The 22,172-nt window shown below is 56.0% G+C and carries 21 protein-coding genes and 2 pseudogenes; 19 read left to right on the top strand and 4 right to left on the bottom strand.

Features of this window, described 5'->3' with window-relative positions:
- Positions 1–131 precede the first annotated feature (131 nt).
- Complete coding sequence (locus tag ACZ1HE_RS21565) at positions 132–548, top strand: globin domain-containing protein (protein ID WP_472624159.1); 417 nt, start codon at positions 132–134, stop codon at positions 546–548.
- On the opposite strand, the gene ACZ1HE_RS21560 is transcribed toward ACZ1HE_RS21565, so the two are convergent.
- The gene (locus tag ACZ1HE_RS21560; RefSeq protein ID WP_472624157.1) at positions 545–2,020 is read right to left on the bottom strand and encodes an NAD-dependent succinate-semialdehyde dehydrogenase; all 1,476 of its coding nucleotides are present in this window, start codon (positions 2,018–2,020) and stop codon (positions 545–547) included. The two genes, ACZ1HE_RS21565 and ACZ1HE_RS21560, sit on opposite strands and share 4 nt — an antisense overlap.
- A 272-nt stretch (positions 2,021–2,292) precedes the next feature.
- On the opposite strand from ACZ1HE_RS21560, the gene ACZ1HE_RS21555 reads away from it, so the two are divergent.
- On the top strand, positions 2,293–3,510 hold the full coding sequence (locus tag ACZ1HE_RS21555) for an aminopeptidase P family protein (RefSeq protein ID WP_472624155.1): 1,218 nt from the start codon (positions 2,293–2,295) through the stop codon (positions 3,508–3,510).
- A 57-nt stretch (positions 3,511–3,567) separates the two neighbouring features.
- Here ACZ1HE_RS21555 and ACZ1HE_RS21550 read toward each other — a convergent pair whose 3' ends face one another.
- Complete coding sequence (locus ACZ1HE_RS21550) at positions 3,568–4,689, bottom strand: serine/threonine protein kinase (protein ID WP_472624153.1); 1,122 nt, start codon at positions 4,687–4,689, stop codon at positions 3,568–3,570.
- Positions 4,690–4,989: 300 nt separating this feature from the next.
- Here ACZ1HE_RS21550 and ACZ1HE_RS21545 point away from each other — a divergent pair, with 300 nt between their 5' ends.
- The 8 genes and pseudogenes from ACZ1HE_RS21545 to ACZ1HE_RS21510 all read left to right on the top strand — a co-directional run bounded on the left by ACZ1HE_RS21545 (position 4,990) and on the right by ACZ1HE_RS21510 (position 13,160).
- Complete coding sequence (locus tag ACZ1HE_RS21545) at positions 4,990–6,069, top strand: hypothetical protein (protein ID WP_472624151.1); 1,080 nt, start codon at positions 4,990–4,992, stop codon at positions 6,067–6,069.
- 192 nt (positions 6,070–6,261) lie between these two features.
- On the top strand, positions 6,262–7,380 hold the full coding sequence (locus tag ACZ1HE_RS21540; RefSeq protein ID WP_472624149.1) for a hypothetical protein: 1,119 nt from the start codon (positions 6,262–6,264) through the stop codon (positions 7,378–7,380).
- Positions 7,381–7,435: 55 nt separating this feature from the next.
- On the top strand, positions 7,436–9,370 hold the full coding sequence (locus tag ACZ1HE_RS21535) for an AAA family ATPase (protein ID WP_472624147.1): 1,935 nt from the start codon (positions 7,436–7,438) through the stop codon (positions 9,368–9,370).
- A complete protein-coding gene (locus ACZ1HE_RS21530; protein ID WP_472624145.1) occupies positions 9,367–10,263 on the top strand; it encodes a hypothetical protein in 897 nt (298 codons plus the stop codon). The genes ACZ1HE_RS21535 and ACZ1HE_RS21530 overlap by 4 nt, the downstream gene beginning before the upstream one ends.
- Entirely contained in the window at positions 10,260–11,597 is a 1,338-nt protein-coding gene (locus ACZ1HE_RS21525) for a DUF6638 family protein (protein WP_472624143.1), read from the top strand. The genes ACZ1HE_RS21530 and ACZ1HE_RS21525 overlap by 4 nt, the downstream gene beginning before the upstream one ends.
- The gene (locus ACZ1HE_RS21520; RefSeq protein ID WP_472624141.1) at positions 11,598–11,864 is read left to right on the top strand and encodes a hypothetical protein; all 267 of its coding nucleotides are present in this window, start codon (positions 11,598–11,600) and stop codon (positions 11,862–11,864) included.
- A gap of 11 nt (positions 11,865–11,875) precedes the next feature.
- Positions 11,876–12,518, top strand: a pseudogene (locus tag ACZ1HE_RS21515) (DUF1523 family protein).
- A gap of 123 nt (positions 12,519–12,641) precedes the next feature.
- Entirely contained in the window at positions 12,642–13,160 is a 519-nt protein-coding gene (locus ACZ1HE_RS21510; RefSeq protein WP_472624139.1) for a hypothetical protein, read from the top strand.
- A 9-nt stretch (positions 13,161–13,169) separates the two neighbouring features.
- Here the strand turns inward: ACZ1HE_RS21510 and ACZ1HE_RS21505 are convergent, their stop codons facing one another.
- On the bottom strand, positions 13,170–14,747 hold the full coding sequence (locus ACZ1HE_RS21505) for a DUF5928 domain-containing protein (protein WP_472624137.1): 1,578 nt from the start codon (positions 14,745–14,747) through the stop codon (positions 13,170–13,172).
- Between the two features lie 146 nt (positions 14,748–14,893).
- Here ACZ1HE_RS21505 and ACZ1HE_RS21500 point away from each other — a divergent pair, with 146 nt between their 5' ends.
- Positions 14,894–15,709, top strand: coding sequence for a sulfotransferase family protein (locus ACZ1HE_RS21500; RefSeq protein ID WP_472624135.1), 816 nt, complete (start codon positions 14,894–14,896; stop codon positions 15,707–15,709).
- Positions 15,710–15,711: 2 nt separating this feature from the next.
- On the opposite strand, the gene ACZ1HE_RS21495 is transcribed toward ACZ1HE_RS21500, so the two are convergent.
- A complete protein-coding gene (locus ACZ1HE_RS21495; RefSeq protein WP_472624133.1) occupies positions 15,712–16,353 on the bottom strand; it encodes a class I SAM-dependent methyltransferase in 642 nt (213 codons plus the stop codon).
- A gap of 86 nt (positions 16,354–16,439) precedes the next feature.
- Between ACZ1HE_RS21495 and ACZ1HE_RS21490 the strand changes: the two genes are divergently transcribed.
- The 8 genes and pseudogenes from ACZ1HE_RS21490 to ACZ1HE_RS21455 all read left to right on the top strand — a co-directional run bounded on the left by ACZ1HE_RS21490 (position 16,440) and on the right by ACZ1HE_RS21455 (position 22,066).
- On the top strand, positions 16,440–17,336 hold the full coding sequence (locus tag ACZ1HE_RS21490) for a LysR family transcriptional regulator (RefSeq protein WP_472624131.1): 897 nt from the start codon (positions 16,440–16,442) through the stop codon (positions 17,334–17,336).
- 75 nt (positions 17,337–17,411) lie between these two features.
- Positions 17,412–17,681, top strand: a complete 270-nt coding sequence (locus ACZ1HE_RS21485; protein ID WP_472624129.1) for a CBU_0592 family membrane protein — start codon at positions 17,412–17,414, stop codon at positions 17,679–17,681.
- Between the two features lie 56 nt (positions 17,682–17,737).
- Positions 17,738–18,214, top strand: a complete 477-nt coding sequence (smpB, locus tag ACZ1HE_RS21480) for an SsrA-binding protein SmpB (RefSeq protein WP_472624127.1) — start codon at positions 17,738–17,740, stop codon at positions 18,212–18,214.
- A gap of 131 nt (positions 18,215–18,345) precedes the next feature.
- Positions 18,346–18,765: a hypothetical protein gene (locus ACZ1HE_RS21475; RefSeq protein ID WP_472624125.1), complete on the top strand. Its 420-nt coding sequence runs from the start codon at positions 18,346–18,348 to the stop codon at positions 18,763–18,765.
- Positions 18,762–19,073 carry a hypothetical protein gene (locus tag ACZ1HE_RS21470; RefSeq protein WP_472624123.1) on the top strand — a complete coding sequence of 104 codons (312 nt, stop codon included), beginning with the start codon at positions 18,762–18,764 and terminating at the stop codon, positions 19,071–19,073. The genes ACZ1HE_RS21475 and ACZ1HE_RS21470 overlap by 4 nt, the downstream gene beginning before the upstream one ends.
- 139 nt (positions 19,074–19,212) lie before the next feature.
- Complete coding sequence (locus ACZ1HE_RS21465; protein ID WP_472624121.1) at positions 19,213–19,905, top strand: hypothetical protein; 693 nt, start codon at positions 19,213–19,215, stop codon at positions 19,903–19,905.
- A gap of 123 nt (positions 19,906–20,028) precedes the next feature.
- Positions 20,029–20,882, top strand: a pseudogene (gene sseA, locus ACZ1HE_RS21460) (3-mercaptopyruvate sulfurtransferase).
- Positions 20,882–22,066, top strand: coding sequence for an amino acid aminotransferase (locus tag ACZ1HE_RS21455; RefSeq protein ID WP_472624119.1), 1,185 nt, complete (start codon positions 20,882–20,884; stop codon positions 22,064–22,066). The pseudogene sseA and the gene ACZ1HE_RS21455 overlap by 1 nt, the downstream one beginning before the upstream one ends.
- The last annotated feature ends 106 nt before the right edge of the window (positions 22,067–22,172 follow it).

Here is a 22,172-nt window from a genome sequence, read left to right as displayed (position 1 = left end):
CACCCTCCTGCCTCAATCTGGAAAGTGGCTTGTTTACGGGCGCGTGAAATGGGCGTCAAGCAGGGTACAGAAACCAAATTTTAATAGGTTGGTAAGATGATGCGGCTCTGCCCAATAGAAGGCCCAATTCAATGGACAATTCTGACATCACCCTCGTTCAAGCCAGTTTCGCCCGCATCTTTGCCCGCAAGGCAGAGTTGACGGAACGGTTCTATGTGCATCTTTTCGCGCGAATGCCTGAGGTTCAGCCGCTGTTTCGCGGTGATTTTGTCAAACAGAAAGAGATGTTCGCGACTATGCTGGCTTCGACCGTGCGCAGTTTGTCGGATTACAGCACTTTTGCGCAACTGGCGGATGTCCTGGCCAAGAGCCATGCGCGGTTTGAATTGAGCGAAGCGCAAATGACAAACGCGGCCCACTCGCTTGAGGCCGCGTTGCATGAGGTGATGGAGGGGAAGTTAACCCCCGAAGAAGAGGCGGCCTGGACCCGCGCCATCATTAAGCTGACGTCAACGATGGTCACGCGCCCTGTGGCGGATGCCGGTTAGACCGACATGCAGATGTATTTCATCTCCAGATAGTCTTCGATGCCGTGGTGGCTGCCTTCGCGGCCCAGGCCCGACTGTTTGATGCCGCCGAACGGTGCAACCTCGGTCGAGATGATGCCGGTGTTCACACCAACGATGCCATATTCCAGCGCCTCGGCGACCTTGTACACGCGGCTCAGGTCCTTGGCGTAGAAGTAGGAGGCCAGACCAAAGATGGTGTCGTTGGCCATGGCGATGACGTCATCTTCGTTTTCGAACTTGAAGAGCGGGGCAAGGGGGCCGAATGTCTCTTCTTGTGCAACCTTCATGTCTTGGGTGACACCGGTGACAACGGTGGGCTGGAAGAAGGTGCCGCCCAGATCGTGCGCCTGACCGCCGGTCAGAACCGCGCCGCCGTTGGATACAACATCTTCGATGTGTTCCTGGACCTTATCGATTGCTTCGGCGTTGATCAGCGGGCCGGTTGTGGTGCCAGCGGCCAGACCGTCGCCGATTTGCAGCGCCTCGACGGCTGCTTTCAGCTTGGCCGAGAATTCATCATACACGCCAGCCTGTACATAGATCCGGTTGGCGCAGACGCAGGTCTGGCCGTTGTTGCGGAATTTGCACATCATTGCGCCTTCGACGGCAGCATCCAGATCGGCGTCATCAAATACGATGAACGGTGCGTTGCCGCCCAGTTCCATCGAGCATTTCATGACCTGATCGGCGGCCTGTTTCATCAGGATGCGGCCGACTTCGGTCGACCCGGTGAAGGTCAGCTTGCGGATGCCGGGGTTTTCGCAGAATTCCTTGCCGATCTCCGACGAGGACGACGACGGCACGACGTTGAACACGCCAGCGGGGATGCCGGCACGCTCGGCCAGAACACCCATGACGATCGCAGACAGTGGGGTTTCCTTGGCGGGGCGTGCCACAAACGAACAGCCAGCGGCCAGCGCAGGCGCGGCCTTGCGGGTGATCATCGCGTTGGGGAAGTTCCACGGCGTGATCGAAGCGGCAACGCCGATCGGCTGTTTCAGCACGGTGATGCGCTTGTCACGTTGGTGACCGGGAATGGTCTCGCCATAGATGCGCTTGGCCTCTTCGCCGAAGAATTCGATGAATGACGCGCCATAACCGATTTCGCCCACGGCCTCGGCCAGGGGTTTGCCTTGCTCGGCCGTCAGGATGGTGCCCAGATCCTGGGCGTTTTCCATCATGAGGTCATACCAGCGGCGCAGGATCACGGCGCGTTCTTTGCCGGTCATTGCGGCCCATTCTTTCTGGGCGGCCTCGGCCTGTGCGATGGCACCAGCCACCTGCGCGCGGCTAAGGTCCGCGACCTCGGCGATCACGTCGCCACGGGCGGGGTTGGTCACGGCGAATGTGCCGTTGTCGCCATCGACCCACTGACCGCCGATATAGGCTTTGGTCGCCAGCAGCTCGGGGTCTTTGAGCAGCGATTTCAGGTCGGTTGTTGCGTCCAGCATGGGTTGGCCTCCGGCTCATAAAGTCGTTTGTGTGCACACAATGCATCTGCGGGTGGGTTTGTCTAGTGCCAAGCCATAGAGGAAGAGCAGTCCAGAGTAAAGTGAACGTTCACTCATCACCGTGTCAGATCGTGTCGTGAAAGGGGTTGCACGAAGAGAGGGTTAAGGTCAATGTGCGCGCGGGCCTTGGCGATGGCGTCGCCTCATGCAGCATGCATGCGCCCATGTTCTGTCCTGAACGCCAGGACCTTTCTGAAAAGGAGGGTCACACAATGACCATCACCACACCGCGTCCGGATTTCTACCGTTATCACAATGGGGTAAAGGCACCGTTGCCATTCGCTGACAGCGAATACGAGGCGCGTCTTGCGGAGCTTCGTGAGCGCATGGAGGCTGCTGGAGCCTCGGCTGCCGTGTTCACGTCGATGCACAATATCGCGTATTATTCGAGCTTCTTGTACTGCGCCTTTGGTCGTCCGTACGCTTTGGTTGTGACCGAAACTGAGTGTGTCACGATCAGTGCAGGCATTGATGCGGGTCAGCCTTGGCGGCGTTCTTATGGCGACAACATCACCTATACCGACTGGCAGCGCGACAATTACTGGCGGGCGATTCTGTCGGTGACGGGCGAGGGGCAGGTCATTGGATATGAGGGCGATCATCTGACGCTGATGCAGCGCGACAAGATGGAGGATTTTCTGAAACCCATTACCATGGTCGACCTGTTCGAGACGACTATGCGCCAGCGGATGCATAAGTCCCCGGCCGAGATCGCGTTGATCCGTCACGGTGCGAATGTGGCCGACGTTGGCGGCTATGCCATCCGCGATGCGGTCAAGGCAGGCGTGCGCGAGATCGATGTGGCCATGGCGGGCCGCGACGCGATGGAGCTGGAGATCGCCAAGCGGTTCCCGGATGCGGAATATCGTGACAGCTGGGTCTGGTTTCAGTCAGGGATCAACACCGATGGTGCGCATAACCCGGTGACGGGGCGGGTGTTGGAACGGGGCGATATCCTGTCACTGAACACATTCCCGATGATCAGCGCCTATTACACCGCGCTTGAGCGGACGATGTTTGTTAAGGAGGTTGATCCAGCCTCGCTCAAGATTTGGGAGGCGAACGTGGCGGCGCATGAATACGGCATGTCACTGCTGAAACCGGGTGTCAGCTGTGCGGACGTCACGCACAAGATCAACCAGTTCTTTGAGGAACGTGACCTGCTGCAACATCGCACGTTTGGCTACGGTCATTCGTTCGGCGTGCTATCGCATTTCTATGGCCGCGAGGCCGGGTTGGAACTGCGTGAGGATATCGACACTGTGCTTGAGCCGGGCATGGTGATTTCGATGGAGCCGATGCTGACAATTGCAAATGGCGAACCGGGTGCGGGTGGATATCGTGAGCATGATATCCTGGTGATCACCGAGGATGGCAACGAAAATATCACCGGCTATCCTTACGGGCCGGAATTCAACGTTGTCGGATAACCCCTCAGACGAAGAAAGCCGCATCCTGGGATGCGGCTTTTTTGTTTGTTCTGTAGATTATTGATTGGGGAAGTAATCTTCGCACTCACCGTCGCGATAGACGTCAGCCGTACAACAATGCAGGCCGCCGCCAAAGGCATAGGCGTCGCGCAATTCGACTTCGACCACTTCCATACCCAGCTTGTCCATCTGCTCGGCCTGATAGACTTCGGACTTTTCGACACAGACGGTTTTGGGGTCCAGAACCAGAACGTTCATCGACAGCCAGGTCGAAGAATAGCAGAGCGGCGGCGGAGTGTTGTGCGCGGGTTGCGCGGCGTCCACGATTTCCCACCCGTTCTTTTCGAACATGCCGCGTTGATCTTCGGGCAGGCGACGCTGAGGGTTGTTCAGGATCAGGCCGGGACGCAGCGGAGTGAACGTAGCGTCGATGTGGATGGGGTAGGGATCACCGGGAAAGTTCACTGTGTGCACACGGTGATCAGGAAAGTGACGACGCAGCCATTCGATGCCTTTGAGGTTGGTCGTGAACCCATGTTGCACCACAAGATCCTTGCCGAACCGCAGCACGTCAGCGGCGTCGAACAAGGGTTCTTCCTCGGTGGTGACAAAGAACTTCTCGGCCGCCCACTGCAGGCGCTTTTCAACGCCGATTTTGTCGCTGAGGTAATCGGGGTGGTAATCCTCGTTCGTCAAGCGAGGTTTGGGCGCGGCCTCGTGCCGGAAGTTGGGGTCTTCTTCCCAGTACTGTTTCAGCAGCGGGCGATAGTTCAGATATTCGAACCAGCGGCAGCGATAGGACATCGTTGCCTCTAGCATCTCATGCCCGACGGTCAGCAGCACGTCACGCGGGGGCATACAGCCGAACTGACTGTCGGTGTGGAAATCCGGGGTGGTGACAGGCAGGGAGTGATCAATTGAATCGGGGCGGTCTACGCGAACGCCGCGATTGCGCAGCTGATCGGCAAAGTTGTCCAGCAGTTCGTTGGCGCGATCAATCGTTTCCTGCGGGCGGCGGCCCCACTGGCCGCGCATGTCGCTGTCTTCGGGCACCTTGGCGTCCAGCGCGGGCTCTTCTGGCGGGATGTGGCAATCATCGGCACGGCCCACGATCACATGGCGCAGGGTGTCCCATTCATTCCAGCTTTTGACTTGCGTTTTTTCAGGCGACCAGGCCATGGGTGCCTCCATATTCGGGGAGGCTTCAGGCGGGGCCCTCAATCTCCCGATTGAAAGTCCCGGCGTACAGGAGCGTGGATGCGGGGCGAGAGGCAGTCTCTCTGGCGACGCCATCGCCTGTGAGCCCTAAGGCGATATAGCATTGGTGAAAAGCGTGGGGAAGATGGTTTCATGCCCCATTCCCCTTTCAATTCTGATCGCGCTTTGCGAGACTTTCAGCAAAGACAGACTGGCGGGGGATGTAAATCATTGTAACATTCCCTATATACAATGGTATACAAACGAAAAGGATAGGGCGGTATGGCGAATAGCGAATTTGAAACGATGATTCAGGAAACCCAGCAGCGCGTGCGCGAAAGCCAGTCGCAGATCGAAGGGTTGACCAGTCGGATCGAGGCCGCGAGGGCAAAGATCGGCACCGCCGAGGCGGATATCGACATCGAGAATGCTACGCTTGAGGACGTCCATGCCCATACTGAAGTGATGAATTCGAACATCGCAGAGCTGATCATGGGGTTGGACGATGTCACATCTGCCTTTTCCAAGGATTTTGACGAGATGCGTTCGAAAACCGGGTGGGAAAGCTTTGTCGGTATCTTTGCCAGCGCCAAGTCGGAATCGATGCGGCAGGAGCGGATGCGCACGGCCAATATCGACGACAAATTGCAGGATCTGATCGCGAAATCGGATGTGATCGTTCAATTGCTGCAAGGGCAGTTGGGTGTGCTCGAAGAGCAGCGCGAGAAGGTGGAAACCAATCTGACTTCGACGCTGGATGACCGCGAATTCACGGTGCAAGAGCTGGAAAACGTCCGGGCCGAGATCCTGGGCATGGATCCCAAGATCATCGAGTTGGAAAACAAGATCAGCGTCGAACAGGACGCCGCCGCGCGGACCAAGCTGGAAACCGAACTGGCCGATCTGAACAAGACATATAACGCGCTGGTGCAGGACGAGCAGGTCAAGCTTGCCAAGAGCCAGACGTTGGAACGTTACATCGAAAAGGGCAAATCCTGGGTCGACTCGCTGCAGAACCAGGCCGCGACGCAGATGGTGTTGATCAACAAGCTGCAGACAGACACGCAACAGCGTGTGGTGCTTTATGATGCCCTGACCAAATCGCTGAAAACGGCGCAGCAACAGGACGTGGCGCACCGGATCAACGAGATCGGTGTGCAGACCGACCAAGAGGCGCAGACCGCCATGGCCGCCATCGGCACCGCGACAAATCAGAAAATGGCCGACATGTTGGAAGCGCATGAGGACCACATGGTCTTTGCCCGTGACGTGCTGGAGAAGAAGGCCAAAGCTGATGAGCGGTTCGCGCGCCGGTTTGCCTCGATTGTCGAGAAGCACGACAAGAACTTGTATGGTGGGTAGTCTTGGATCTGCTGGAATTGCTCAGTTTTCTAGTGTCGCCTGAGAATTGGTTCTGGTGGGTCGTCTTGGGGAGTTTCTGGCTTTTGCTCTCTGTGATGTACGCCTTACTTGCTGGCCAGTTTGGTTGGTTGGCGGCCTGTTTCGTAGTTTTTGGTCTTGTACATGCCGCCTATCGTTTGTGGAGCGCACCTGTTGACTGATCCTGCTCATGACCATGTCGGCCTGACCGACACCTTTGCCTCGCGCCGGTATTTCCGCAAGTTCGAGGTGATCACTGTCCACCTGCTGCGGGTGGCCGCGAATATGCAGGCCGAGGGGGCGATTTCGAAAGAAGAGGTCAAGATCGTCTCGCGCTATCTGTCGGGGCTGCTCTACACGTTCCGGGCGCTCAGCATGAAATACCTGCTGGTCGGTCGCGATACGGGGCGGTTCTTTGGTTCATTGGCGATGGATCGGCGCGACAGCGGGTTTCCGGTGGCGGCTGAGTTGATGACCATGGCCAATGATGCGCAGCAGGCACAGCGGCATCTGGAAAACATGCCGTCCGAGGCGCAGTTGAAGCACGACATGGTGCGTCAGATCATCAGCGAACAGCAGGTGCCCACGCGGCTGCAGTTCGCACTGTCCCAGCGGCTCTATTACGAAGAACTGTTGAAGGGAGAGCTGTTCTGGGCGCGCAATGATCCTGAAAGCATTTGGATTGGGACCACCGGTGATCGGCGCAGGTTCATGATCCACTGGGCTGTCTATGATAGCCAGATCAACTTGCCGGTGATCTACCTGATGGAGGTCGAAGACAGCGGTAAGATCGCCCTACCCAAGGACGAACGCCGCTGGCCCGAAGTGCAGGCCCATCTGATGGCGCAGGCGCTTGGCGGGCTAAAGCTGGTGACCATCGCCAAAGGGTTCGATCAGGATTTTGACGATCTGCACCCCAAGCGGCTGAAACGCTTCCACGTGGGGCCGATGTATTCCTCGGCATATACCGAACAATCGGGGCCATTGCGTCAGGTGCTGGAAGATGCAGGCGCACCCGAGGGGCAGGATTGGGCGTTGGCCTGGACCACCGAAGAGCTGGAAAGCGAGGATGTGGTTGAGGAGCGTTCGGGGTGGTTTTCCACAGTCGAGCGCGAGGTCTTTGCGCTTGATCCGTTTGGCGGGCGCGGGGCCGAAACTGGTGCCACGCATACACAACGCTCGATCATCCTGCCGCAACGGCCGTTTCAGGTTCTGGCCGAGCAGAACCCGCCCGGTTTTGGCGATGTGCGCAAGTTCGTCGTCAGCAATGCGGGGCAGGTGTTGAGGTACTGATTTTGGGCCTTCGGCGAGAGTATTTTTGAAAAGATGAAGCAAGGGCGGATTTGAGATGAGTTTGACGTCTGACCAGATGGAATTGCGCGAAGAGGATATTCGCAAGCACTACCCGGCAGCGACCGCGCTGCTCGAAGGGTTTGATCATGCGCCCCGGATCGCCAAACCTGTTGTCGAAAGCGCGACCCCGGAACGCAGCCCCGGCGTTGGCACGCGGCGGCGGTTTCGCTCGACTACGCCGGGTCTGGCGACGCGCCGCACTGTGCGGGCTGATGGGGTGCATCTGATCGACCGGATCGAAGCGGCGGATGATGGGGATGCGCTGACCTCACCCTTGCAGGCGACGGTGCAGCATGGGTTGCGGCGGGCAGTTGCGATTTCTCTGGCGATGGGTGAGGTCTATTCGGACCAGACCGCGCTGGGCGATCTGAAGCGCGCCAATCTGGCAGGCGATCTGCCGCCTGCACGTAAGGCCGAGTTTTCCGAGTTGCTGACGGCAGAGGCTCTGATTTCGGCCCATGTTTTGGGCAATGCGCTGGCCTATCTGATGTCGTCGCATCTGACCGAAACCACGGTGGATGTGGGTGAGGTTGAGGAGCTGTTGACCGACAATAGACAGCTTGCCCTGCATGGCGCGTTGTGGGAGCTGGATCAGGTTCTGGCGACCAAAGCACCCGATGATGCGCATCTGGTGGCCGCTGTCAGCGCCTATGCCGAAGGGCTGATGGAGAAGGCCGCGCAGCGTGCGCAGACGGCGCAGCATCTGGTGGGCTTTGCAGGCAGTGCCTGGCGGATCGACGCAGATGATCTGACCTTGCGGGGATTCGAACCAGCGTCCAAGGCGAAATCCACCACGCTGACCATGACGTTCAAGAAACCGACCGAAGTGGTGGGTAACCATATCGCCAAGTATCAGGCGCTGCGGCTATCCAAGATGCTGATGGCCTATGACTTTGACCGCCGCCTGAACCCCTTTGCCGAACTGGGCGGGTTCATCTTTACCTTCATGGGTGATGGCAAGCCGGGGACGGGCAAGACGACGCTAATCCAGATGATGGCGGGGCTCTTGAATGACTATTGCCAGGTCGCGGGCTATCCATTCCGCTATCAGAACCTGTCGACCGACAACATCGACAGCTATCAGGGCAAATCGGGGCAGAACGCCAAGGCGTTCATCAACACGATCATCGACCCGTCGGTGATAGGTTTCGGCACCATCGACGACATCGACCAGCTGGCGGGCAAGCGCGGCGACCGGCAGTCCAGCGCCGGGCAGCTGGAAATCACAGCGGTGCTGATGGAGAGCTTTGCGGGTGCCAATACGGTCGTACGTGGCAATTGCACCTTTGGCATGTTCTCGAACTACCCCGAGAATGTCGACGACGCTCTGCGCCAGCGGGCGGGGGCGCGGTTCCTCGTCGATGGCCCACAAAGCCGCGAGGACTACATCGACATCCTGTCGCTGCTCATGGGCAAGAACCACGACATCCCACTGGGCGATCATGATCTGATGGCCGCGCAAGAGATCAAACGCGCGGTGGCTGCGAGTTTTGAGGGGCACAACCGCCCCCATGAACAGGGGTTGCTGGATGTGTTCGACCGGGTGTCGGACCAGATCGGCACGCTGGATACGATTGCCAAGCTGGGCACGTACCTCAAGGGCATCCAGCAGGCGGATGAGCGGTTCACGGGCCGCGCGATCAAGAACATCACCGACGCCGTGAAAGTCCGTGCGATGGACTTTGAGCTGCCAGACGAATGGATGGAGAACCCCGAACTGTTCCTGTTCAAGGACTACGACACCAAAAGGGCGATGATTTCCGAGCTGCGCGTGCCGATCACGGTCGACATGGTCCTGCAAGAGATCAACCGCTACGCCGACAGCGAATTCCGCTATGCCGACAAGAGCGACGAGGTCGCGATCGAGGCCATGGTCCGCGACTTTGGCCGTCAGGAAGAGGCCAAGAAGCGGTATTTGGAGGAGAAGTGATACACTTACAAGAATTCAATCTACAAGACGGTGTGCTGAAGGTATCTAATTGGGTCCAGTATCAAGTCCGGCTGGTCAAAGCAGGCGTCAATCGCGGCAACCCGATGTTTGTCGGCGTCGGTACCACAAAGCTGTTCTTGGCAATGATTGCTGTCGTTGCTGTACTTCCTCAAAAGACCGATGATGGTTGGTCGTGGAGGTTTTGGTCTTTTCTTTTGTCACCGGCGAACGAAATCGGAGACGCACTTGCGGGCATCGCAAGCACTTTGGCGTTTCTCTGGATTATCGTAACGGTAATGATGCAAAGCAAAGAACTGGCGGCGCAGAGAGAGGAACTGCGACTAACGCGCAAGGAGATGAAAAGGCAGCGGAAAGCAACGAAAATAATGGCGAGAACTGCAGTAAACCAAGATGGCAGAGAGGAACGCTCAACAGCGAAACAAGTTTTCGAAATGAAGCTGAAGCTGACTCTAGATAGTTTGGAAGTCCTTTCGCATCTCAAATGGCATTACTCAGATTCAGGGCACCTCAGAAATAACAATGAAGGTGATCCAGTGAGAAAGCCGATTTTGGGTAGGAAGGTTAAGCCAGTTCATCGCCTAGTTAAGATTGTTGAAAACCAAGAGCCTGAGGAAATTTTGCGTGGACAAGGATCGCGCGTACAGAGTGGACTTAACGATCTTCTCAACATTTTTCATGACAAAACTGTAATTGAGTGCCCTAGTCAAAAGCCTTTTTTGAAGACTGTCCAATATTTGGATGAAATTTCCCTACTAAGAAAAGATCTTCATGTAGACCAGCAAGACTTTTTGGATTCACTGGAAATCGAAGAACTAAGGGCAGCCTTAAGTGAGGCTTTGGACGCTCCAATTTGGGAGACTACTTGCGAATGAAACGCCTCATCCAAAAAGGCCTGATGTTTGGCAATCTGGTCCATATCTCCAGCCCGGCCTTGATCGAGCGCTATAACCGTGCGCTCGGGCATCTGAGTGGCAAGGCCACGCAGCTGAGTGATTTTCATGTCGATATCTCGGGGTTTTCGCCGGAGATTGGCGAGGAACTCGGCGATCCGCTCTACCTCAACCCCAATGGGGTCAATCGGCAGTTCATTCTGCTCACGACCGAGCAAAAGCGGGCGCCGCTGCTCAATGTGAAATTCTCGACCTCGCGGGATATTCTGCGGCAATTCATCGAGGATAACGAAAGCCAGCTTTTTGCCCTGACGGCCACGGATGCGGTGGCGGGTGAGCTGGTGAACTCGGTCTTCAAGATCCGCTCGGCGCGTGATCTGTTTGATCTGAAACGCGTGGAGGTTGAGGCGGACACCGTGGGCGGCACGCTCAAGACCGCGACGCAGCTGGCGAATATGGTCGAGCGGTTCAAGACCGAGGAAGATGCCTGGTTCGATGATGTGCTGATTGCCGACATGATCGGCGCGGCGAAACAGACCGGCGATGTGACCCGCAATCCGGTGCATCTGAGCCAAGCGACGTTTGAGCAAGGCGCGTTCTGGACGGCGCATTTTGGTGGCATGTATCTGTTCACCGATCTGGATCATCCTGCGGTGATTGTGAGTGGTGAGAAGCCCGACGAAGAGCTGCCGGTCAAATATGTCTTTGACCTGAGTGACCGGAACCGGATTGCCAAGTTTCTGGACTACAACGATCTGGCCGAACCCATCGTCAAGGCGCGCGGTGTGGATGCGGCGGCGATCCTGCAGCAGAAGATGGATTTCATCACCATCGATACGGCGGCAAATGCTGGCATCGACTTGAGCGAGCTGGGGCGAGGTGACATGCGGCGGCTGGCGCGGCGGCATGTGGATCAGCTGCCCGAGGTGTATCACGGGCTGTCGCAGTTGATGTCCTGGGCCAGGTCCGGGGGCAGTTGGCCGCGCATCAGCTCGGACCATCCGGCGTATTTCTATACTCTGCGCGCGGCCGACACGCCGCACCGCGATCTGGTGAATATGCTTTTGGCTGAGCTTTGCCCACTGGACGTGCGCCAGCTGTTCATCTGCCACAAGGAACTGTTCTATCGCACCTATGCGGGCTGGCCTGAGGCGAAGAAGGCCTATGTTGCTGATTTCCTTGAGCAGGAGTATCAGGTGGACAAGGCAGGTGCGCGCGAGGCGCTGTTTGGGCACGAGCCGGATATGGATGGCGAGACGCGGGTGGATGATCTGATCGAGCGCGTCGGACCCTGGGGCGCAGTAAGGAGGCCGTAAATGATCGTTATGTTGCGGTTGATGATCCCGCTGCTGATTGTCCTGACAGTGATCTACGTGATCGTGTCGATCTATTCCCGGCGCGTGAGGCGCGGCAAGCTTGAGGCGCATTGGGACAAGAAGGGCATGTCCGGTGATCGCGAAGCGTTTGTTCAGCGCGGGCTGAAGAAGTACGACGGCTCGTTCCGGCGCAAGCTGATATTGGGCGTGTATGTTGTTCCGCTGGGGATCATCGCGTTCCTAGTTTATTATTCGAACTTTATGTGAGGGCCTGATCCATGGCTTACATCAAATGGGCGTTCATTATCTTGTTCTGGGGCACTGTGGTGGCTGTTCTGCACTACACCCTGCCGCAACATGATGTCGTCCGTGTCAGCGACACCTACGAAAAGCGGATCGATCCGGGCGAGAACAGCCTGTTCTGGGCCGCGCAGGATGTGGGCAGTGACACCACGACATCGAACCGGGACGTGTTTTTCATCCAGACCCGCAAAGCCAACGGCAAGGTCATGGTCTATCGCAACGAAGACACCGGCTGGGGTTGGCCGCCCTATTTCAAAGTGACATCGTCGAACTTGCAGGCCGAGGCGGCGGATTTGAAATCATCCGAGGCCGACCCAAAATGGGCCGTGATCCGGCACTACGGCTGGCGAAATGAATTCATGTCGATCTTTCCCAACGCGGTCAAAATCTGGCGTGTGGACGGGCCTGATGTGCGCATCATCCCGTGGTTCAACATCATCTTCCTGATCTTTTTCGCGGCCATCGGTTGGGCGCTTTACGTCCGCTGGCGGCGCTTCCGTCAGGCGCGGATCGATCCCATGGTCGAAAGCGTCGAGGACAGCTTTTATGCCGCTCAGCGATGCCATAGGTGAAAAGCGGGGTAGGTTCCGGAAATGGCTGGACAGTTGGAAGTCCTGATCCTCTTAAGAAACGCCGCAAACTACTGCGGCGTTTTTTTGTTTAAGCAGGATGGTTGAAACGCGGAGCAGGTTTCTTATGTTCTCTTTGCTGTCATATATGACAATTATTAGGAGAGTAATAATGACCGTTGCCAATTTAGCCAAATCCACCCGCGCCCTGTTTGCCGCAACAGCAGTGGCAGCTTTATCAACACAGCCTGCTCTGGCCGACAAAGTTGAAGACGCCAAGGCGCTGGTCGATAGTTTTTATTCGAACCTGATTAGCGAAAATTACCCACCGATGATCAACATGTTCATGCCGAACGCGACAGCTCAATACACGACCAAATTCGGTTATGGCATTCCCGACGATGTATTCAATTTCACCGCCGAAGAGGTCCAGGCCTATGCCGAGATCGAGATCCCGGAGGAGTATCAGGAGTACTTTAAGGACTACAAAGAAACCGACCGCAGCTATTCCATCTTGAGTGCAGAAGAAACTGGCGATGCAGTAACGGTCAAAGGGCAGGCTATCCAAAACTATGAAATGAAGGATTACAACGGACAGAACCTTCAGACGGATACGTTTGTGATCACCTTCCCAGAAGGCGCCGAAACCCCTTTGATTTCGGACTACAAAGGTGTGTTGACCTTCAAGTGATGGTTTGGATCAGTCCGCAAAAAGATACTCGGTCTGCGCCAAGCGCAGACCTTGATCCGAAGAAATTGACAGGAATTCGGCCAATTTTTCGGCGTTTTCCTCGGGCAGAGCCGCTTCGCGAAGGCGGCCGTATCGGGCAAACCCAGCGTCGCGAATCCGGTCCCCTTCATGAGCCAGGTCATTGCGAATTGTCGGAAGCAGGCGTTCAAGTGTGGCCTTGGGTGTGCGCTCGCCAGCCAGTCCGACCCTGTGAGCGTGTCCGATCAGGTACTCGTCGGTGAACTTGCACTCTATCTCGAGCATTCGGGTGACCGAGCGATCCGAGAAAAAGTCATGCATTAGATCCAGATTTGATGGATCCATACAGATAACCAAACGATCGGTGTCATAGTATTCAAACAGCATCCTCATAAGCGCTCGCCTGTGTCGCGTTCGCTTTTCCAACGAGGATTGAATGCCGCCTAGATCTGGAAGTGGCGTGCTTTCTTCATTGAATAGAAATTCGATTGTCGGCACGTTGGTCACAAGGCCGATCTGTTCAAGAAGGCGCTTTGCGACGTGCCATTTCTTGGAGACCACGATCATCAGCTCGCGTTCGCGTCCCAGTGTGCTTTCAGTTTCCCAAAATCGCATGCCGAACCGGCGCCCGATTCGCCCCCTGCCAGTCAGAAACTTGAATAGGCTACGACCTTCGTTCGAGATCTGGAACTGCACGTCGTAAGCCGCATAGAGACGTCCTAGCCGTGATTTGAGCTCTTTTGCGTCGGGGCTGATCTTGCGGGCGAACAGAAAATCCTGACTGAGCAGAAGATCATAGTGATCATTGTAGAATGTGACTGGCATCCCGTAGTCCGAAAACATCAAAAACGTGAGCGTTCGGGAGTCGATTTCGTTTTCGGGAATCAGGTGGCGCACAACAGTCTGAAAAAAGGTCTCGTCTGGAATCCAGGTGGTTGCGAAAAACCGCATGACGTCCCGACGGGCTCGGGTGAACTCCAAAATCCATTCAACTGTCTGGCGCCGCAAACACCACCATTGACTGCCGATCATGATCTGAATGTCGTGCGGGATTTCCCGTTCCCAACCTATCCTTTTTTGCAAGTTGAACATGGCATAAAAGCGCCTTTTCTGCGTGCGCTCGTTGAACCAGTGACGATAGATCAGCCGCTCTTCTTTCCAGCCCGTCTTGATCCAGTCGCTTTCAAAGTAGTCAAAGCTCTCGACAAAATCCTTGTCGTTCTGGTCCAAAAAGCGATGCGCGTATTCGGCTGTTTTGATGGCCATGCAGTCGCCCGAAAGCATGTAGAAATGCGTGGCACGCGGGAACTCGTCAACCGCAGCCTCGATGGCAAAAAGAGAAGCCTGTACCAGGGACCACTCACCCCAGCCGCATTTGATACGTTTGCGTGCAAAGGTCACGTTGGGATTGTCGGCAAGAGCGGTACGGATTTGTCGAAAATGCTCGGACTTGGCTCGCGCATCAAAGTGGATAGCCATGTAATCGCCAGCCGCGGTCAGCCGCTCGGCCTGCATTATGATGGCCTCAGGATCTTTGTGACACAGCAATATGTAGGCAATTTTTGCCATATTGGAAACGATGATCCCTTGTTTCTGCTCTTTGTTTACTCTGTTAAAGGTGAAGACCGATTGAATAAACAATGTTTTTTTGTTTTTTTGAGGCAAAGACGCCTGTCGCTCAAGCTAGGGCGAAACGGGGTACGGAGGCAAGACAGATGGGTTTTCCAGGGACATGGATGACGGAAAGTGAAAGTGTGGTCTATCGCGTGGTGCCGAAATGCGCCTGTTCGACCATTGGTCAGATTATGTTCTATTCGGATCACGGCGAGTTTTTTGACGGCGACATCCATGATGCGAAAGGCGGGCTGCACAAATGGGCGCTGGAAGATAGCCAAGGGCCGATCACGCGGAATGTGCAAGCTCACAGGTCGTATGCCTTCACCTGTGTTCGCAATCCCTACACCCGTATCCTGTCCTCGTTCTTTGACAAGATCTGCGGCATCCAGCGAAACGGCAAACGCTATCGCGGCAATCTGGTCCCAACATTGATCTACAAATACGGGATCGAGGTTGGCGGGGACGACGGAAAACAGGAATTCGACCAGATAAAAAGTTTTCGTCGTTTCCTGCTGTTTGCACGCGATACGATCCGTTGGCGTCGCCCGATGGATCCCGATATTCACTGGTCCGCCATGTCTGGCCATGTCTCGACGTTCATTTCCAACGGCGGGCGGTATGACAACATCTTCTGGACCGAGAAGTTCAATGACGGCATGAACGGGGTGCTCAACAGTATCGAAACCCCGGTGTCGGTCGATTTGTCAGCAATCCCGCGTTTCAACGAATCCGAAGGGCACGGCCCAAAGCGTGCACACCCAGTCGAAGACTACTTTGACGATCTGTCGATGCACCTTGTCTATGAGATTTACAAACGCGACTTTGATTTGTTCAAATACGATTTCGAAAACCCTGCTAACAAGATGCCAATTGACGAAATTGATCTGGACGAGGTGCACGCCAAGCTCGGTTGATCCTAGGGGCGGCGGCGTGCGACCAGATACCGGCTTGGGGGCGCCGCAGGGTAGTTTCCGGCTTCGATTATGTCGAAGCCCGCATCCGTCACCTGCCGCTCCAGTTCTTCTATGGTCAGGGTGTTTACATACGGCGCTTTGCCGACCAACTGCATCAGTGGGATAGCCAGTTTCATTACTCTGAACTTGAAGGGCAACCCTTTGGCGTTCAGGCAAACCGACTTTGAGATAAAGAGACCACCCGGCGTGACCAACTCGCGGATGCGTTTCAACTGCTCAGGCAGGTCTTGAAGCAGATGTAACAGGTTCAAAGCAACTACTGCGTCATAAGTCGTGCTCGCCAACTGCGGGTCAGAAACACCCGCTGCAACAAATTCCACATTGGACACTCCTTGATCATTGGCTTTGGTACGGCCGATTTCGGTCATTTTCGGGGACAGGTCGCTGGCCACGTAACGCGCCACGCTGGGGGCCAACAACAATGCGGTTGACCCCGTGCCCGCGCCCAGTTCCAGAACACTGTCTTCCGCGCTCAGGTAGGACCGAGTGCGCTCGAGCGTGTATTCATAGGCTTCGACGTCTTTGACAGGGGATTTGGCATAGCGTTCCGCAATGCTATCCCAGAATGCAGCTGATTGGGCCATGTTAAGATCTCCTTTGCGTGGGTGATAACCCATGCGAAAACTATTGGTGAATTGCCTAAAATTGTTCAGCTGCTATACAAAAACGCATGAATTGGCAGGGCATCTCTTTTGACTGGTCCCATGTGCGGGCTTTTCTGGCGACGGCGGAGGAGGGGTCTCTGTCCGCTGCGGCGCGCGTATTGCGGCAGACTCAGCCAACCATCGGGCGTCAGATTGCAGCATTGGAGCAAGCCCTGGGCGTGACACTCTTTGAGCGGTCAGGTCGATCCGTGGCCTTAACCGAGGCGGGGCGTGAGATGTTGAACTATGCGAGATCCATGCGTGACGCGGCAATGCACCTATCGCTGGTGGCCAGCGGTCAGTCCCAGTCCATCGACGGCATGGTTCGCATCACGGCGTCCGAGGTCTTTTGCACCCATGTCATGCCACACGTACTGCTGCGCTTGCGCGAGGTCGCCCCCAAGCTTGAGGTTGACTTGGTCTCGGCCGATGATCTGCGTGACTTGCAAATGCGCGAGGCGGATATCGCTATCCGACATGTTCGCCCAGAACAGCCCGAACTTTTTGCGCGGCTTGTCACGGAAACCACGGCGCACCTTTATGCAGCACCCAGTTACCTGACCGAGCGCGGGCGACCAAAATCGATCGTGGACCTGGCCGAGCATGATTTCATCTCATTTGGTGATATTTCGCGAATGATAGAGTTCTTTGGCGAGCAAGGCGTGCGGCTGTCGCCTGAAAACTTTCGCCTGGGGTCCACTTCGGGTAGTGCGGCTTGGGCGATGGTTGAACAAGGGTTGGGCCTGTCGCTGATGGCCGATCAAGTCGCGCAGCGATGTCCCGGCGTAGAACGGGTGGTCAGCGCGTTGGAGCCGGTGCGGTTTCCAATCTGGTTGGCCACCCATCGCGAGCTGCATACTTCGCGCCGAATCCGGTTGGTGTTTGATCTGCTGGCTGATTTCCTGTCCAAGGACGCTGCGTGAATCGTTGATCCCTTGCCACTTGGCCCTGTGCCGGATAGGGCGCGTGCGAAACGTATTTTGATAGGTTCGCAGTCCATGTCTGAATTCCTTTCCAGCCTCAGTTGGCCTGATGCCATTGGCACAACCGGCACGCTGGTCATCGCGCTTGCATACTTTGCAACTCAGATGCGCTACTTGAATTCCGACGATCTGATGTTTCCGGTGGTGAACCTGCTGGGCGCACTGTTGCTGACCTATTCGCTCAGCCACAATTTTAACCTCGCCTCGATGTTGATGGAGGGGTTCTGGATCGTCATCAGCCTTGTGGGCATTGTTCAGAACCTGCGCGGGCGGCGCGTGGGCTGAGTTTCATTGCAAGACCCGCTTGCACAGGGACGCTTGCGCGCCTAAATCTGGCGTCCATGGCCAAGCAAAAGACAGATCCGAACTACAAGGTGGTCGCCGAGAACCGGCGGGCGCGCTTCGACTATGCCATCGAGAGCGATCTCGAATGCGGCATCATGCTCGAAGGGTCCGAGGTCAAGTCCATGCGAGTCGGTGGAACGAACATCGCTGAAAGCTATGCGGCCGTGGAAAACGGCGAGCTGTGGTTGGTGAATTCATATATCGCGCCATATGAGCAGGCCAAGATGTTCAAGCACGAGGAACGCCGCCGTCGCAAGCTGCTGGTCTCGCGCAGGGAGCTATCGGATTTGTGGAATGCGACACAGCGCAAAGGCATGACCCTGGTGCCGCTGGTCCTGTATTTCAATCATCGTGGCAAGGCCAAGATCAAGATAGGCATCGCCAAGGGTAAAAAGAACCACGACAAGCGCGAGACCCAGGCGAAACGCGATTGGTCGCGTCAAAAGCAGCGTCTGCTCAAGGATCACGGCTGATAGGGCCTCAGACGTTTATCGGCCATATTCCCTTGTTTGTTGGTGACGAACAGAGTTCATCGCTGCTACGCTTTAGTCTGGGATTTTGAGCGGGGCGTTACTTTTTGTTTAGGGAATTGAGCCGAAGAAAATTGTGTTTTCTGTCGCAAGCCAAACGTTCTGCTGCTGCGATCATCTCTTGCTTTGTAGTGATTCTGTTTCCGGTTTCGGTTTCAGCCGATGATTTCAAGGTCACGGTTGCAAGATCCATTCAGGCCAAAGGGGTTCAGATTCCTTATGTTTTGTTTGTTCGGCTGAGCGAAGTGGATGAAACCCGAATGGGTATCTCGACGCGGTTGGATCTCAGGCATTTGCAAAAGAACGTTCCGGGCCTTTTTTCCGGAATCCTGAAGGAAACCTGCAAAGCAAAATTTGCGCTTGCGATGAAGGATACCTATGCCGAAGGGGAGGCCATTGTGGCAAATGGTCAGGTGCAGGCAAAGTTTTTCTCTGCAACGAAAAAGACCCCAAGGTTCATTATCGCGGTCCGTTGTTGTTGGGGCAAAACGTGAATTTTCAGGTGCGTGCCTCGGCAAAGGTTCGCGGGCAGTGCCTCGTGTTGAACTTGGAAGATGTACAGCTTGATCCGTTGGGGTTTTTGGGCGGTTTGGCGGACCTTTTCAACCTGACGGATACCGCGCGTGAGCTAATCCTTGAAAAAGGTACCGAGGTGCTGGACGAAAATCCGATCTGCCCAGAATTGCCTGATGAACTGTCGGCACTTGCCCCCGGTTCCATTCGGGTGGGACTCATGAAATTGGAGAGAGTGGCCTCGGTGCGACCCTTTCAGGATCGATTGATACCAGCGCAACCACCCTGATTGAGCTGCTTCGTTTGGCTCAGCTAAAGCAGCAGGGGGCAACCAAGTGATTTTGCGCGAGATCAGGACGACCCTATTCGTACGGCTTTTGGTTGTTGCCAGTTTGCTTGTTTTGACAGGTGGTCTTCGGGCGGAACAGGTGACATACCATCTGACCGACACGGTCAAGGTAAACGACGCAGAACTTCCCTTTGAGCTTAATCTGGAGCTTTCGGACGAAAGCCCAAGACGGGTCAGGTTCGATGTGTTGCTGGATCTGCGTGAACTTCAGCAGCGTTTTGAGCAGTTGGTGTCTACCGAGCCATTGGTTGATGTTTGCAATGGTAAGTTATCCCAGGCCTCGATCAATTTTGTTGCCGATGAGGAGGCTCTGACGGCTCAAGGTCAACTTCTGGTCGAACTGTTCGCCTGTGAGCGTGAAACACTGCGGGCCGTCGATCGCGGGGAAATGGTGTACTCTGAAGCCGTCAGTTTGGCTGCTGCGGTGTCTTTGAATGTCAAAGGCCTTTGTCTCACCTTCGGCCTTGGAGACGTGGAAATGGTGCTTCCGACTGGATCGGGTGACGTTGCACAGAACAACGCGCATCTTGCCAAGGCAAAGGAACTGCTGTTGCAGGCGAGCGAAGCGTTCTTTCAGGCACATCCAATTTGCCTAAATCTGCCATCTGAGCTGTCTTCGTTGACACCTCGGGAATTCGAAGGGGGAACACGGGAAATAGGTGAAGGTGGGGTTGGTGCGCAAATGTCCGGCTCTGTTGACGTGTCTACGGGAACTATTTTGGACGTTCTCAACGCGCTTCAGGACCGCGGGATCATTCCCACACGGTTGTGACGTCAGCCTCTTTCGTTAGAAAATTCTGGTCTCGGGGCTGTTCTGGTGTCGTAACTTCTGTGCTGGACTTGCACCAAAATTCCTGCGGGTATACGGACAATCTAGCGCATAGGGGAGGCATGTATGACCGACGATCCGAAAACACTCGTGTCCACCAGTTGGCTGGCCGATCACCTTAAGGATCCGGACCTGCGGGTGCTGGATGCATCTTGGTATCTACCGACTGAAAACCGCGACCCTGAAGCCGAGTATCAATCCGCTCATATTCCGGGTGCTCGATTCTTTGATATCGACGACATTTCCGACCGCCGCTCGGACCTGCCTCATATGGTGCCACCGGTCGAAAAGTTCATGTCGCGGATGCGGGCCATGGGTGTGGGGGACGGGCATCAGGTTGTCGTTTATGACGGCGCGGGCTTGATGTCGGCGGCGCGTGTCTGGTGGCTGTTCAAATTGATGGGGCAGGAAAACGTTGCCGTGCTGGACGGAGGTCTACCCAAGTGGCAGGCTGAAGGGCATGAGATTGAGGATCTGCCCCCTGTTGTCCGTGACCGCCACATGACTGTGCGCGTGCAAAACCATCTTGTCCGCGACGTGACGCAAGTGTCGGCCGCCGCCAAATTGGATGATCATGAAATTATCGATGCGCGCTCAGCCCCCGGTTCCGGGGTGAGGCTGCCGAGCCGCGCGAGGGGCTGCGTTCTGGCCACATCCCCGGCTCAAAAAATGTACCGTTCAACACGTTGCTCAACAAGAATGGGACGATGAAGTCCCCCGACCAGTGCCGCGAAATTTTCGAGGCCGCCGGGGTCGATTTGTCGAAACCTGCGATCACCACCTGCGGATCGGGTGTTACGGCTGCCGTGCTGGCGCTGGCCCTGCACCGCTTGGGCAAGTCCGATTACTCGCTTTATGACGGCTCCTGGGCTGAATGGGGTGCATTCCCGACCCTGCCCGTCGCAACCGGAGAGAACTGATGTTCGAAAACCTCAAAGCGCAGCCAGCAGACAAGATCCTGGCGCTGATGCAAGCCTATCGCGAAGACCCGCGCGACACCAAGATCGACCTTGGTGTAGGGGTCTATAAGAACGCCGAGGGCGTTACACCGGTGATGCGCGCGGTCAAGGCGGCCGAGCAGAAGATCTGGGAAGAGCAGGAATCGAAATCCTACGTGGGTTTGGTTGGCGATCCGGCCTATTCGGACGCGATGATCAAACTGATCCTCGGCGACGCCGTGGCACGCGAGAACGTGGGTGCAGCCGCGACCCCCGGTGGTACAGGCGCCTGCCGTCAGGCGTTTGAGTTGATCCAGATGGCCTCGCCCGAGGCGCGCGTGTTCGTGTCGAACCCGACCTGGCCGAACCACATCTCGATCTTGAACTATCTGGGTGTCGAAACAGTTCCCTACCGCTATTTCGACAGCGAGACACGTGGCGTCGATTTCGACGGCATGATCGAGGATTTGAAAACCGCCAAGCCGGGCGATGTGGTGCTGCTGCATGGCTGCTGTCACAACCCGACGGGTGCCAACCTGAATCTGGTGCAGTGGCAAGAGGTCGTGGACCTGATCAATGCCCAAAACCTGGTGGCGATGATCGATATTGCCTATCAGGGCTTTGGCGACGGTCTGGAAGAAGACGCGCAAGCCGTGCGTCTGGTGGCCTCGTCGGTCAAGGAATGTCTGATCGCGGCGTCTTGTTCTAAGAACTTTGGTGTCTACCGGGAGCGCACTGGTTTGCTGATGGCTGTTTCGAACGACGCCAGCCAGACTGCGTTGAATCAAGCGACACTGGCGTTTCTGAACCGTCAGAACTACTCCTTCCCACCAGATCACGGGGCCCGCATTGTGACCACCATCCTGAACGACGACGCTCTGCGCGCCGATTGGATGGCTGAGCTGGAGGATGTACGCGTCTCGATGCTGGGTCTGCGCCAGCAACTGGCAGACGAATTGCAGCGTTTGAGTGGTTCGGACCGCTTCAGCTTTATCGCGCAGCACCGCGGTATGTTCTCGCGTCTGGGTACCACGCCCGAGCTGGTAGAAAAGCTGCGCGCGGAGCATGCGATCTATATGGTGGGTGACAGCCGTATGAACATCGCGGGCCTGAACGCAAAGACCGTGCCGATCCTGGCCAAGGCCATCGTTGACGCCGGTATTTGATCTTCGGTGAAAATCGGCATTAAATTGCCAAAAATGACGAAAAAGCCGCTTGTTGACGCAACAGGCGGCTTTTTTTGTCGCTGGTTCTATGGCAACGGCACGTCAA

The sequence above is a fragment of the Falsiruegeria sp. JB4-1 genome, from assembly GCF_055693495.1.
The sequence above is the reverse complement of the archived record's forward strand: the minus strand, read 5'-3'. Positions and strand labels throughout refer to the sequence as shown.

Bases quoted from the DNA above. Each gene is read 5' to 3' on its own strand.
- ACZ1HE_RS21495 (WP_472624133.1), bottom strand. From the start codon at position 16,353: ATGGCCCAATCAGCTGCATTCTGGGATAGCATTGCGGAACGCTATGCC.
- ACZ1HE_RS21565 (WP_472624159.1), top strand. From the start codon at position 132: ATGGACAATTCTGACATCACCCTCGTTCAAGCCAGTTTCGCCCGCATC.
- smpB (WP_472624127.1), top strand. From the start codon at position 17,738: ATGGCCAAGCAAAAGACAGATCCGAACTACAAGGTGGTCGCCGAGAAC.
- ACZ1HE_RS21560 (WP_472624157.1), bottom strand. From the start codon at position 2,020: ATGCTGGACGCAACAACCGACCTGAAATCGCTGCTCAAAGACCCCGAG.
- ACZ1HE_RS21525 (WP_472624143.1), top strand. From the start codon at position 10,260: ATGAAACGCCTCATCCAAAAAGGCCTGATGTTTGGCAATCTGGTCCAT.
- ACZ1HE_RS21490 (WP_472624131.1), top strand. From the start codon at position 16,440: ATGAATTGGCAGGGCATCTCTTTTGACTGGTCCCATGTGCGGGCTTTT.
- ACZ1HE_RS21535 (WP_472624147.1), top strand. From the start codon at position 7,436: ATGAGTTTGACGTCTGACCAGATGGAATTGCGCGAAGAGGATATTCGC.
- ACZ1HE_RS21505 (WP_472624137.1), bottom strand. From the start codon at position 14,747: ATGGCAAAAATTGCCTACATATTGCTGTGTCACAAAGATCCTGAGGCC.
- ACZ1HE_RS21485 (WP_472624129.1), top strand. From the start codon at position 17,412: ATGTCTGAATTCCTTTCCAGCCTCAGTTGGCCTGATGCCATTGGCACA.
- ACZ1HE_RS21500 (WP_472624135.1), top strand. From the start codon at position 14,894: ATGGGTTTTCCAGGGACATGGATGACGGAAAGTGAAAGTGTGGTCTAT.
- ACZ1HE_RS21510 (WP_472624139.1), top strand. From the start codon at position 12,642: ATGACCGTTGCCAATTTAGCCAAATCCACCCGCGCCCTGTTTGCCGCA.
- ACZ1HE_RS21545 (WP_472624151.1), top strand. From the start codon at position 4,990: ATGGCGAATAGCGAATTTGAAACGATGATTCAGGAAACCCAGCAGCGC.
- ACZ1HE_RS21555 (WP_472624155.1), top strand. From the start codon at position 2,293: ATGACCATCACCACACCGCGTCCGGATTTCTACCGTTATCACAATGGG.
- ACZ1HE_RS21520 (WP_472624141.1), top strand. From the start codon at position 11,598: ATGATCGTTATGTTGCGGTTGATGATCCCGCTGCTGATTGTCCTGACA.
- ACZ1HE_RS21550 (WP_472624153.1), bottom strand. From the start codon at position 4,689: ATGGCCTGGTCGCCTGAAAAAACGCAAGTCAAAAGCTGGAATGAATGG.
- ACZ1HE_RS21455 (WP_472624119.1), top strand. From the start codon at position 20,882: ATGTTCGAAAACCTCAAAGCGCAGCCAGCAGACAAGATCCTGGCGCTG.